Origin of the sequence: Flavobacterium silvisoli (assembly GCF_004329815.1) — a bacterium.
Lineage (GTDB): Bacteria > Bacteroidota > Bacteroidia > Flavobacteriales > Flavobacteriaceae > Flavobacterium > Flavobacterium silvisoli.
Genome location: NZ_SJPE01000006.1, coordinates 73,542 through 86,227, shown reverse-complemented (window position 1 = coordinate 86,227; position 12,686 = coordinate 73,542). Strand labels below are relative to the sequence as shown.

The 12,686-nt window shown below is 36.4% G+C and carries 14 protein-coding genes; 5 read left to right on the top strand and 9 right to left on the bottom strand.

Features of this window, described 5'->3' with window-relative positions:
- Positions 1-4: 4 nt before the first annotated feature.
- Positions 5-913, bottom strand: coding sequence for a 16S rRNA (cytosine(1402)-N(4))-methyltransferase RsmH (gene rsmH / locus EZL74_RS06705; protein ID WP_193553754.1), 909 nt, complete (start codon positions 911-913; stop codon positions 5-7).
- Complete coding sequence (mraZ, locus tag EZL74_RS06700; RefSeq protein WP_131475831.1) at positions 888-1,361, bottom strand: division/cell wall cluster transcriptional repressor MraZ; 474 nt, start codon at positions 1,359-1,361, stop codon at positions 888-890. Before mraZ ends, rsmH begins: the two co-directional genes overlap by 26 nt.
- A 387-nt stretch (positions 1,362-1,748) precedes the next feature.
- Here mraZ and EZL74_RS06695 point away from each other — a divergent pair, with 387 nt between their 5' ends.
- Positions 1,749-2,513, top strand: coding sequence for an alpha/beta fold hydrolase (locus EZL74_RS06695; RefSeq protein ID WP_131475830.1), 765 nt, complete (start codon positions 1,749-1,751; stop codon positions 2,511-2,513).
- 44 nt (positions 2,514-2,557) lie between these two features.
- Positions 2,558-3,175 carry a ribosome biogenesis GTP-binding protein YihA/YsxC gene (gene yihA / locus EZL74_RS06690; RefSeq protein WP_131475829.1) on the top strand — a complete coding sequence of 206 codons (618 nt, stop codon included), beginning with the start codon at positions 2,558-2,560 and terminating at the stop codon, positions 3,173-3,175.
- Between the two features lie 25 nt (positions 3,176-3,200).
- On the opposite strand, the gene gldC is transcribed toward yihA, so the two are convergent.
- A complete protein-coding gene (gene gldC / locus EZL74_RS06685; RefSeq protein ID WP_161971709.1) occupies positions 3,201-3,536 on the bottom strand; it encodes a gliding motility protein GldC in 336 nt (111 codons plus the stop codon).
- Positions 3,529-4,491 (bottom strand): gliding motility lipoprotein GldB, encoded by a 963-nt coding sequence (gene gldB / locus EZL74_RS06680; RefSeq protein WP_131475828.1) that lies wholly within the window; start codon positions 4,489-4,491, stop codon positions 3,529-3,531. The genes gldC and gldB overlap by 8 nt, the downstream gene beginning before the upstream one ends.
- A gap of 97 nt (positions 4,492-4,588) precedes the next feature.
- Between gldB and nadE the strand changes: the two genes are divergently transcribed.
- Both nadE and EZL74_RS06670 read left to right on the top strand, forming a co-directional pair.
- Positions 4,589-5,398 carry an NAD(+) synthase gene (nadE, locus tag EZL74_RS06675; protein ID WP_131475827.1) on the top strand — a complete coding sequence of 270 codons (810 nt, stop codon included), beginning with the start codon at positions 4,589-4,591 and terminating at the stop codon, positions 5,396-5,398.
- A 69-nt stretch (positions 5,399-5,467) separates the two neighbouring features.
- Positions 5,468-6,097, top strand: coding sequence for a response regulator transcription factor (locus EZL74_RS06670; RefSeq protein WP_131475826.1), 630 nt, complete (start codon positions 5,468-5,470; stop codon positions 6,095-6,097).
- A gap of 29 nt (positions 6,098-6,126) precedes the next feature.
- Here EZL74_RS06670 and dnaG read toward each other — a convergent pair whose 3' ends face one another.
- From dnaG to EZL74_RS06645, 5 genes are all read right to left on the bottom strand, one after another.
- The gene (gene dnaG / locus EZL74_RS06665) at positions 6,127-8,115 is read right to left on the bottom strand and encodes a DNA primase (RefSeq protein ID WP_131475901.1); all 1,989 of its coding nucleotides are present in this window, start codon (positions 8,113-8,115) and stop codon (positions 6,127-6,129) included.
- A gap of 101 nt (positions 8,116-8,216) precedes the next feature.
- The gene (locus tag EZL74_RS06660) at positions 8,217-9,239 is read right to left on the bottom strand and encodes a coiled-coil domain-containing protein (protein ID WP_131475825.1); all 1,023 of its coding nucleotides are present in this window, start codon (positions 9,237-9,239) and stop codon (positions 8,217-8,219) included.
- Between the two features lie 32 nt (positions 9,240-9,271).
- Positions 9,272-10,012, bottom strand: a complete 741-nt coding sequence (locus tag EZL74_RS06655; protein WP_131475824.1) for a hypothetical protein — start codon at positions 10,010-10,012, stop codon at positions 9,272-9,274.
- Positions 9,999-10,559 carry an RNA polymerase sigma factor gene (locus EZL74_RS06650; protein ID WP_131475823.1) on the bottom strand — a complete coding sequence of 187 codons (561 nt, stop codon included), beginning with the start codon at positions 10,557-10,559 and terminating at the stop codon, positions 9,999-10,001. Before EZL74_RS06650 ends, EZL74_RS06655 begins: the two co-directional genes overlap by 14 nt.
- Before the next feature lie 149 nt (positions 10,560-10,708).
- Positions 10,709-11,686: a polyprenyl synthetase family protein gene (locus tag EZL74_RS06645; RefSeq protein WP_131475822.1), complete on the bottom strand. Its 978-nt coding sequence runs from the start codon at positions 11,684-11,686 to the stop codon at positions 10,709-10,711.
- Between the two features lie 108 nt (positions 11,687-11,794).
- On the opposite strand from EZL74_RS06645, the gene EZL74_RS06640 reads away from it, so the two are divergent.
- Complete coding sequence (locus EZL74_RS06640) at positions 11,795-12,658, top strand: hypothetical protein (RefSeq protein ID WP_131475821.1); 864 nt, start codon at positions 11,795-11,797, stop codon at positions 12,656-12,658.
- Positions 12,659-12,686: the final 28 nt, after the last annotated feature.

The following is a 12,686-nucleotide window of genomic DNA, read 5'->3' as shown; positions in this document are numbered from 1 at the left end:
GGTCTTAGATTTTCTCTGCTATTCTCAATTTAGCACTGCGGGCTCTGTTATTCAGTTTGATTTCAGCCTCATCGGGAACGATCAGCTTCCCGACTAATTTGAACGGAACCGAAAAGTTTCCGAAAAAATCGCGTTCGGGTTCTCCTTCAAACAAACCATTTTTCATGAATCGCTTAACCAATCTATCTTCTAACGAGTGGTATGAAATCACGCTTAATCTTCCTCCCGGCTTCAATATTTCAAGGGATTGTTCTAAAAATTCTTTTAAAACATCCATTTCCTGATTCACTTCTATTCTTATGGCCTGATAGATTTGAGCCAAAATTTTATTTTTGAATTGTTCCGGTAAAAATTTAGCCAGAATCAATTTTAATTCATCTGTTGTATTGATATCCTTCTTTTCTCTTGCTTCAATAATTGTTCTTGCCAAAGCAGGAGCAACTTTCAATTCGCCGTAATCCAAAAAAACTCTTCTCAAATTCGTCTCATCGTATTCGTTGATTACTTTGTAGGCATCCAGTTCATTTTTTTTACTCATCCGCATATCTAGATCGGCATCAAAGCGAGTAGAAAACCCTCTTTCAGGGACATCAAATTGGTGCGAGGAAACCCCTAAATCGGCCAGAATCCCATCCACTTGTTTTATTCCATGAAACCTCAAAAAACGCTTGATGTATCTGAAGTTTTCCTGAATCAAAGTAAATCGGTCATCCGGCAAGGCATTAGCCCAAGCATCCTCATCCTGATCAAAACCAAACAATTTCCCATTGGGACCCAATCTTCTCAAAATCTCTTTCGAATGTCCGCCTCCTCCAAAAGTCACATCCACATAAACCCCGTCAGGTTTTATATTCAACCCATCGACCGTTTCCTTCAACAAAACCGGATTATGATATTCCATTGTCATCATCATTTATATTTCCCATTACATCTTCAGCCAAATCAGCAAAATCAATGTCGTCGCCGGCTATTGATTTTTCATACAAGTCTTTATCCCAAATCTCAACGATATTGACAGCAGAAGAAAGCACGATATCTTTGGAAATTTTACCAAAAGCAACCAAATCTTTCGGTATCAACAAGCGCCCCAAATCATCTACTTCAACCACTTTTACTCCAGCCGTAAAACGACGAATGAAGTCGTTATTTTTCTTTACAAATCGATTGAGTTTGTTGATTTTTTGCATCATCAAACTCCATTCGGTCATTGGATACAACTCCAAACAAGGTTGGAAAACGGAACGTTTCAAGACGAAGCCATCCTGAAGAGAACCAGCCAGTTGCTTCTTCAAAGCCGAAGGAATCATAAGCCTTCCTTTGGCGTCAACTTTGCATTCGTATGTTCCGATTATAGAGTTCAATGAAATTTGTTTTGATTATCAGCAAAAATATAAAAATAATTACCACAATTTACCACAAAATACCACTTTGTTAATAAGTTTTACCACTTCATTACGGTTTTTGGCAAAAACACTTTGAAAGCAAAAGAGTTGTTTTTTTAACAAATTATTATGAAAAGCTTAAGACGAAAGAAAAAACCGCATAAAAAACTGATTTTTAATCATTTTGTTACATAAAATTGATTTTTTAAACAGAAAGAATTTCATTAATCTTATTTCAGACAAACCAAAAATCACATCAAAAAAAGTATGGTAAATTGTTCATTGATGGCGTAAATATTCCTGTCATAAAAGTGTTTTTAGCTATAAAATCATATATTTGTTGCCGATGTAAAGTCGAAAAATTATATGAACGGAAATTTTAAAAAAGAAGGCAGGTATTCTTATTTCGAAGTAGGTGAAGGCACACCAATTGTCGTTTTACACGGTTTGATGGGAGGCTTAAGCAACTTCAGCGGGGTAGCTGATTATTTTTCAACCAGAGGATACAAAATAGTAATTCCAGAATTGCCAATTTACACTCAAAACATACTGAAAACCAACGTAAAGGCTTTTGCCAAATACGTAAAAGACTTCATCACATTCAAGGGCTTTGACCGGGTAATTCTTTTAGGAAATTCGCTGGGAGGACACATTGCTCTGTATCATTCTAAAATGTATCCTGAAAAAGTGGCGGGACTTGTTATTACCGGAAGTTCCGGACTATACGAAAGCGCCATGGGAGACAGTTATCCTAAACGAGGCGATTACGAGTACATCAAGAAAAAAGCGGAAGCTGTGTTTTATGACCCTAAAGTAGCCACTAAAGAAATAGTTGACGAAGTTTTTTCGGTGGTTAATGACCGCATGAAAGTTATTAAAACCCTGACGATTGCCAAAAGTGCCATTCGTCACAACATGGCAAAAGACTTACCGAAAATGCACGTGAAAACTTGTATCATTTGGGGGAAAAATGATCAAGTAACTCCTCCGGAAGTAGCGGAAGAATTTCATAAACTGATGCCCAATTCCTCTTTATATTGGATTGACAAATGCGGCCACGCTGCCATGATGGAGCACCCGGATGAATTCAACCGCTTGTTACACGAATGGTTAAAAGAAGTACATCTGTAAACTAAAAGTCCTTTTTAGGGCTTTTTTATTTTAAATAAAAACCAATGAAAATCAATTCAGCCGAATTTATCATCAGTAATTCTGATGTGAGTAAATGTCCGAAAGATCCTTTGCCGGAATATGCTTTTATTGGTCGTTCCAATGTAGGGAAATCGTCATTAATCAACATGTTGACCAATAACAAAAATTTGGCGAAAACATCGGGAAAACCAGGTAAAACACAGCTAATCAATCACTTCAAAATAAACCTGAATTGGTTCTTGGTGGATTTACCCGGATATGGTTACGCCCGAGTTTCGAAAAAAACCAAAGAAACGTTTCAAAAATTCATCACAGATTATTTTGAAAAAAGAGAACAATTGGTTTGTGCTTTTGTTTTGATTGACATCCGATTGGAAGCCCAAAAAATAGATTTGGAGTTCATCAACTATTTAGGGGAGATTGAGGTGCCTTTTTGTATCATTTTTACTAAAGCGGATAAAATCAGTAAAACTAAAATTGACTCGAATATTGCTGCCTATCGCAAAGCTATTTTAGCGAATAACTGGGAAGAAATGCCTCAATATTTTGTTACCTCATCGCTTGAATCAACCGGAAGAGAGCAACTTTTAGAATTCATTGACGGAGTAAATGAAGAAATGTTCAAAAACAATTCATTATAAAAAAAGCGGTCAGTTGACCGCTTTTTTATTGTTTCAGTTCTAATTTTTCGGCAAAATAATCACAGAAATCTCTCATAGTGTCCGCCATTTTTTCGTCGGCAGTAGCTCTTTGAAAAGTATCAGCCATTGCTGTCAATGTTTGGTGAAAGAACAACTTCATTTCATCTACCGGCATATCTTTGGTCCACAAATCAATTCGGAGTGTTTCCTGTGCCTTACTGTCCCAAATGGAAAGCATAACCGCTTTGGCTTCTTCTTGTTCTACTCCGCCGTCCTGTGCTGTCCAGGAGAGTTTTTCGGGCACTCGGTTTTCGTCTAATTCGACCAGGAATTTTATTTCGGATTTTATTATTTTACTCATTCTTTTTGGGTTTGTATTTTGATTTTTCAAATATTTGTTTGGCATCCATTTTCAGCATATCCTGCAAACTTACCTCATTATTTTCCATAAATGAGCGCACGATTTGCCAACCGACCCATTGTCCTACTCTTCCTGGAGATTCGTTATCAATTTCCAGATAAAATTTTGAGAAAGGAGCCAAATTGATGAAGCGATTCGGCAATCTGGAGTCGGTATCAAAAAGCAGGTTCTCATCGATAAAGAAACGCCATATGTAACTTTCGTTTTCCTGACACCACGTTATCTGTTCCGGCTTATATCCTATCTTTTCCGCATCAGTATACTCAGGCAGCATCATGTCTTTTAAATACAATTCTTTACCGTAATAAATCATGTTTGACAACAATGTTTTGTCTGTAGGAGGCGGTATTTTTCGCAGGGCAAAACTTGACACTATATCGGGCATCATTTGACGCTCTTCGAAGTTTTGTTTCAAATACTCAGGAAAAGTATAGAATTTGACATCTTTCCCTAAATACAACTCAAGCGCTATAATTAATTTGTCATTGGCATAAATTGCTTTGGTGTTATAATCCATTTCTCCGATAACCGTGTAAATTTTTGGCATCACCGTTTCGGGAAAATAATATTTAAAATGTTTGAATAAATCCTCTATTTCACTGGTTTGTTTGCCAAAATCAGGATATTTTCTTTTAACCTCGGCATACAAATCCCTCCAATCTTTATTTTGCATTTTTTCAATCCAAACCTTATCATCAACCCCTTCCGGGAAGAAAAAAGGATATTCCGCTTTCAAATTAGGCAAGTCCTTGGGAGTGGCTTCAAAGAAAGCCTTGTCAAACCGATCTACTTTCAGTTCTACCGGAATTTGCTCAACAGCTTTCTCTACTTTTGATTTCTTATCACAAGAAATAAAGGCTAAAACGAAAAGCAGGACCAGAATTTGTTTTTTCATCATTACAAAATTTATACAGTGAAAATCAGTTCAAAAGGCAGGTGATTTTTTTACTTTTGCAAATATACATTGCAGTTTTCAAAAATTTTCATAAGAAATGACTAAAAAAAGTAAAATCAAGGTAGGGGAAGTGAACACCTTTATTGTTTCATGGTTGAAAGATTATTCAGCCAAATCTAAAACAAAAGGATTTGTTATCGGAATCTCGGGCGGAGTTGATTCGGCAGTAACCTCAACATTGTGTGCGCAAACAGGTTTACCCACATGGTGTATTGAGATGCCGATACATCAGGACAGCTCACAAGTGAGTCGCGGCAGAGAACATATTGAACAATTGAAAAAAAAATTTCCGAATGTTCATCATGCAGAAGCCGATTTGACAACTGTTTTTGAAACCTTTAAAAAGGTAGTGCCGGGAAGTGATGACTCTACAAAGTTAGATTTGTCGCTAGCCAATACAAGAGCCCGATTGCGCATGAGCACCTTGTATTACTTTGCCGGTATACACGGTTTATTAGTAGCGGGAACCGGAAACAGAGTAGAAGATTTTGGCATTGGTTTCTTTACCAAGTATGGGGACGGAGGGGTTGATTTGAGTCCGATTGCTGATTTGATGAAAAGTGATGTGTATGCTTTAGGGACTTATTTAGACATTCCGAAATCAATACAGAATGCAGCACCAACTGATGGTTTGTTTGGCGATTCAAGAACAGATGAAGAACAAATCGGAGCGAGTTATGATGAACTTGAATGGGCGATGACTGAATTTGAAAACAACAAAAAAGAGGAAGATTACTCAGGAAGAGAACGTGAGGTTTTTGTAATTTATAAAAGATTAAACACTATAAATCAACACAAAATGAACCCAATTCCTGTATGTTTAATCCCAAAAAAAATAAAATATTAAGTATTTTATATAATATATTTTTTAACTTTACAGTAAATTTCTATTAATTTTTTATCAAATACCACAATTATGATAAATGTATGTATTGCTGACAACTTTCCGGTTGTACACTTTGGAATGAAGGCTTACTTCAAGGATCATCCTGAAATTAGCATAGTTTCAAACGTAGGAAATTTTTTCATGGTTCCAGATGCTTTAAGAAACAAAGAAATTGATGTCTTAATCATCGATTTAGAGCTTGAAGGATTGAAGAGTATTTATGAACTCAAGTCAATCATCAGAAACTTTCCAAAAACCAAAGTTATCGTATTTAGTAGTTTGTCGGAACACATCTATGCACCAAATGCCATTAAAGCAGGATGTGCCGGATATGTTCACAAGACATCAAAGCTTGAAAATTTAGGTATAACTATTGTCAAAGTACATCAGGGACAAATTATCCTAAACGAAGAAATCAAGAGAAATCTGGCCCTTATTGCCAAGCAAAACAAATCAGAGCGTTTGTACCGAAAACTTTCTAACCGAGAGATTGAAGTATTGCGTTTTTTGAGTGATGGCAAGAAGAACAACGAGATTGCTAAAATTTTAGCACTTAACGAAAAAACCATTAGTACATATAAGCTTCGTTTGTTGACGAAATTAAACGTAACTAACTTGGTTGACCTTGTTAACAAAGCTAAAACTTTGGAAATCGTTTAAAAAACAAAACCCGCCTTGAGCGGGTTTTTTTATAAGTAGGTTGAACGTATTCTTCCTATTTTGTGGGTCAAACTCACCTTTAGTTTGTTATAATCGTTGATGGTTGACTTTATTTCTTCCAAGTCATTTTCAGCATCGTTACTGTAATTTTGCATCAAATCAACAATCAGTTTATTGATTAGATATTCGCGCAAAGAAATTAATGTTTCTGTTACTAAATTGGTTAAGACTTCCTCGGAATCTTTCTCTTTCACAAAAACCTGTTTTTTTTCTAACCAACCTGCCAATGTATAGCGCTCGTTTTCCATGATTAAGTTGGAAATAAAACTAGCCTGCTCTTCGGGCAAAGAATTCATATACGTGACCAAGTCAAAATCTGTATTGTTGAGATAATTGTGAATTAAATCGTTGTAAATTTCCTGAAATAACGGATTTGTAAAACTGATTTCATCTTCCTGAAGGCTCAAAAAAATCCGTTCCGAAATTTTACATTTGATTTTTTCTTTTACCTCCACTTCATTGCCTTCTTCGTCAAAACTAATGTAGATGTTTTCAAAATTGGTTTCCAAATTACCATATAAAACCAAAATACTGATGATACTGATTTCGAGACTGGATAAAATATCTAATTTTTCACCGGTAACCGGAACATCATTTTTAACAACTTCAAATGCTTTTTGTTCGGTTTTGAGTTTTTTCCCGGCTTCTGAAATATCTTTCTGAACCATTTGCGCCAAAGTATTGAGCAATACCTGTTCAGAAATATCCATAATTCGGGCCGTTTCCTGTATGTAGATTTCTCTTTTGATTCTGTCCGGAATCTTAGAAATACTCACCACCATGTCCCGAATCAAATCAGCCTTTTTTATCGGATCGTTGTTTGCTTCATCCATCAAAAGGGAAGCTTTAAACTGAATAAAATCCTTCGCATTATTTTCTAAATAGTGTGTCAGATCTTCAAATGAATTTTTCCGGGCAAAACTATCCGGATCATCACCATCGGGAAACGTACAAACCTTAACATTCATTCCTTCTTCCAAAATCAAATCAATTCCTCTTACAGAGGCTCTTAAACCAGCGGCATCTCCGTCAAAAAGCACCGTAATATTCTTGGTTAATCGATTGATTAATCGAATTTGATCAGGAGTCAAGGCAGTTCCCGAAGAAGCCACTACATTTTCAATGCCGGCCTGATGCATTTGAATAACATCGGTATAACCTTCTACTAGATAACAATTGTTTTGTTTGGCAATGGCCTGTTTAGCATGAAAAATACCGTACAGCACTTTGCTTTTATGGTAAATGTCACTCTCTGGAGAGTTTAAATATTTAGCTGCTTTTTTATCATTGGTCAAAATTCGTCCGCCAAAACCCAAGTTCCGCCCGGATAAACTTTGAATAGGAAACATGACACGACCTTTAAATCGGTCAAAATGCTTGCCATCCTCTCTAACGATGGTCAATCCAACCTTTTCTAAAAATTCTAATTGGTATCCTTTGGCCAAAGCCTCTTGGGTAAAAGCATCCCAGGATTCGGGTGAATATCCTAAGCCGAATTTGGCAATTGTCTCATTCGTAAAACCTCTCTCTTTGAAATAGGACAAGCCTATAGCCTTCCCTTCTTCGGTATTTAAGAGCGATTCCTGAAAATAAGTTTTGGCAAATTCCGAAACCAAATAGAGACTTTCCTTTTCGTTCGCTTCTAACTTATCAGCCGGAGAAACTTCGGTTTCTTCTATTTCGATATTATATTTATTTGCCAAATACCGGATGGCTTCAGGATACGTAAAATGTTCATGCTCCATCAAGAAAGTAACTACACTCCCACCTTTACCCGAACTGAAATCTTTCCAAATTTGTTTTACCGGTGATACCATAAAAGAAGGTGAGCGTTCATCTGAAAACGGGCTCAAGCCTTTGAAGTTACTACCGGCGCGTTTGAGTTGTACAAAGTCGCCTATAACCTCTTCAACACGGGCCGTTTCAAATACTTTATCTATGGTTTCGCGACTGATCAAACTTAGTTTTTTTTGAAAAATTGAAAGAGCGTAAAAATACATAAAAAAAAGATGCTTCATTACTGAAACATCTTTCGAAGTATAAAATTAACTCAAACAAATTAGTTTAAATCAAAACGAATACCCAATGAGATATTGTTTTGTTTGATGGCGTTGTCTTTAAACAAAGGATTCAAATCGTATTTCAGATAGATACTTGTAGCACCATACCCCAAGTAAGTACTCACCCCATAAATAAAATCATTGGCATTGAAATTCCCTCTGGTTCTTTGAGTCACATCGCGTCCGCCGTCTTCGTATTTCAAGATTTGTTTTGATTTGACGCGAACTCCGGCATAACCCCCAATTCCGAATCGGAAACTCTCATGCGTACGGAATATTTTTTTTCCTTCTTTATCCGTTTTTGCTTTAGTAAAATCAAACTCTAAATGAAGTGGCGTGGTGATGTACACGTTTCTGAAACGTGAATCTTCTAAATGAATCGGACTTTCCACTAAATCTGTTTGATCCCCATTCACCACAAAATAGCGGTTATCTGTCGGACGTAGGTTATTGTACATCAATGACATTCCGTATTTCAAATGCAGGAGATTGTCATTCTTCATCAAGCGGGTATTCCAGGTCACACCCCATTCGTAAAAGTGAGAACCCCAATAACGATAATCTGAATTCGCCACAGCACCATCGGTCACCAAATTATTTACCCCCATAGCAAACACAAACTGAGAAGTCGTTCTGCGCTCCGGACGTTTGACGGTATCGCTAACAAAATTAAACGTGAATGTTTTGGTCTTGGTGTCTTTCAATTTTCCGTCTACTTTTTGCTGCACCAAATTTTTCAGTTCCTCTTGTGCTTGTGCAATACGGGTTTCAATATTCTTAGAGCGGGTTTCTGCTAACAATAATTTTTTCGCATCTGCTTGCTCTCTGGTAATCGTCCCCGCTTCCAATTCTTTGTTTACGGCTTCAATTTCTTCTTTTAACGCCCCTTTTTCTTCTTTAGTAATAGCTTCTATTTTATTAGCGATTAGTCGGGCTTTCATTTCAAAAGTAGCTTCTTGTGCTGTTGCCTTACTAACCAGAAAGGTCAGTGCCAATGAGGCATAAATAATAAAATTCTTCATGATAATGTTGATTAATTTAAAATTGATGATTGCTATTCTTTGTTGTTTCGGTTGGCCAGAGCCACTTTAATTTCCTGGTAATTTTTGCTTAGCTTGTTGAACGTCTTTTCTCGGAAAGTTTGATTGAGTTCTCCGTCAATTTGTGACAACAAACTTTTGGCATCGACTTTCATTGTTGAATTTTTAGACGCTGAGTTTTTAGCTGCTGCATCTAAACCCGCCAGTAAGTCGGCATCAGAAACTATTTCTCTTTTTACCGCAATGGTTTCTTTGGTGTCAACAATTTTGGGTAAGTCCTTCAATGCTACGTCACCCGAATTTTGAAAAACTATTTCTTTTTCCTTGATGATTTGACTTTGATAAGCATTGTCTTTTTGATTTACTGTTGTTTTTTGATTGATGATTGATGATTTATTTGATGACTGGTTAGCTGTTACAGCGATTGCTTCGGTATCTTTTTCATTTTTAACTACTGGCAATTGATTGTTTTTTACAGAGCCTTGATTTGTATCTTTTTTGATTTCTGTTTCCACCACACTATTGTTGTCTTGAGGGTGAATTCTTGTAGCGTCTTGAGTGAAGAAAAAGGTACCAAGCGTTACCAAAACCAAAATGCTGGCAGCAATAAACAAAAAGCCAGAAGGTCGTTTTGTTTTTTTTTCTTCGGCAACCGAAAGCATAGCATCCAATCGATCCCAAGCTTGTGCTGAGGGCTGAATTTCTCTGGTATTCAGTTTTTCTCTGAACTGTTTTTCTAGTTTATTCGGTTCCATTGTCATAGTTTTTAAGTTTGGTTATGTGCTCCTGAAGCAGTCTTCGGGCGTGGGACAATTGTGATTTGGAGGTTCCTTCGCTTATTCCCAACATAGCGGCAATTTCCTGATGTTTAAAGCCTTCAATTGCATATAAATTAAAAATCATTTTATAACCGTCGGGTAGATTATCAATTAAAAACTGAATATCATCTACCGAAAATTGACTTTCAATATTGTTATGTCTTTCTTCAAAGAAATTTTCGTCCTCAATAAATTTTACCTTTTTATCCGCTCTGATAAAAGAAATGCATTCGTTAATCATGATTCGACGGATCCAACCTTCAAAACTTCCTTTGTGTTCAAAATTTTTCAGATTGGTAAACACTTTCATAAAAGCAGTAATCATAATATCCTCAGCTTGATGCACATCTTTAACATATTGACGGCAGACGCTTAACATTTTGGGAGCGAACTTAGAATAAATCTGATGTTGTGCATGTCGGTTATTTTCGACGGCCAATCCGATTAGTTCTTTTTCATCTTTATGTAAGTTGATTACTTTCAAAACTTTTGGTTAGAGTGTTCTATTGGCATAGACGCATGCCGTTGAAAAATGGTTGCATGAAGATTTGAAAATTTTACAATTTGAAGATTTAAAAATTAAAAAACCCAGTAAAATCAAGGATTTAGAACAAATAAATATTTGAAAAAAAATTACTTTTTTCGTTCTATGACATAATTCACCATGAGTGAAAGAGCATCTCTGTATTCAGATTGGGGGAAATTTTCGAGGATTTGAAGGGCTTCTTTTTGAAATTGCACCATTTTTTTCTCGGCATAATGCAAACCGTTTTTATCTTTCACAAATTGGATAACTTCCTTAACCCGTTTTTTGTCTTTATTATGGTTTTTAATCGAATTGATGCACCACTTTTTTTCTTCGTTGCTGCAATTGTTCAAAGCATAAATTAAAGGCAAAGTCATTTTTTGTTCCTTGATGTCAATTCCCGTTGGTTTACCGATAGCATCATCGGTATAGTCAAACAAGTCATCTTTGATTTGAAATGCCATTCCGATAAGTTCTCCAAATTTACGCATGGCTTCTACCTGACCTTCGTCTTCTGAAACCGACTTGGCGCCAAGTGCACAGCAAGAAGCAATCAATGTAGCCGTCTTTTTTCGAATGATTTCGTAATACACTTCTTCAACGATATCTAACCGTCGGGCTTTTTCTATCTGAAGTAATTCGCCTTCACTCATTTCCCTAACGGCTACTGATATGATTCGAAGCAAATCAAAATCGCCGTTATCAATAGAAAGCAACAATCCTTTTGATAACAAATAATCTCCAACCAGAACGGCAATTTTATTTTTCCACAAGGCATTTACCGAAAAAAAACCACGACGACGGTTGCTGTCATCTACTACATCATCATGCACTAGAGTTGCCGTATGAATGAGTTCAATAACACTGGCTCCGCGATACGTTCTTTCATTTACCTTGCCTTCAGACAACATTTTAGCCGTAAGAAAAACAAACATGGGACGCATTTGTTTACCCTTTCGATTGACGATATAATAGGTAATCCGATTGAGTAATGCCACCTTAGACGTCATGGATTCGTAGAACTTTTTTTCAAAAAGTTCCATTTCCTGCTGAATGGGTTTTTTTATTTGTGAAGTGATATTCATCGCTTTCAAATATACAACAAAGCCAGCGTTTGCAAAAAATATTTATTTGTGATTAAACCATTTGGTTTTAACATCGTCTTAACCACCAAACTAGAAAACACTACACTTATGAAAACAAAGATCTTACTTGGAATAATAGCATTAATAGCTGTTTTTTCATTGACCGGCTGCTCGAAAGACAGCAGCACTAGCGACTCAGCTTTTACCAGTGATGATGTGAAAGCAAGTAACAAAATGGATCAAGCATCGAACGATGTTTCTGAAATAGTAGAAGATCAATATTTACAACAAAATCCTTCAGCAGCAGGTAAAACTACTGCAAGTTATGTATCCATCTTACCTTCTTGTGCAACAGTAACAACAGAAGTAACAGCCACAACGTGGACAAGAACCATAGTATTTGCCAATGGTGGTTGCACCATGCCTAACGGAAACGTATTGGAGGGAAGTATTATTGTTAGTGGTAGCTTAAATTTTAACACCCCTTCTTATGTCATTAATTACCAATTTGTAAACTTCCGACACAACAATATTTTAATTGAAGGCAACAAAACGATTACGCGTACTTTCACAAACAGTGCGCTTTTAGCAACAAACCACCCAATTCATGTAATGGATATTAATATGACGTTTACTTTTCCGAATGGCGATGTTTACACTAGAGTAGGAACAAGAAAAAGAGAATGTATAGATGGTTTCACTTCTCCAATGAATTGGCACGACAATGTGTATTTAATTACTCAAAACATTACTACCACAAAACCAAACGGTGCTACACATACCAATACAGTTACCGATGCAAGCCCTCTGCGAATTGAGATGAATTGTCAATATAGAATTGTATCAGGAATACTTACGATTACTAAACCAAACCATACTGCAGTTTTAGATTATGGCACCGGAACTTGTGACAACAATGCAACCATATCTATCGATGGCGGAACTCCAACAGCCTTTACTTTTGGAAATTAAAAAAACAATTATAAAAGGAAGAAGTCCC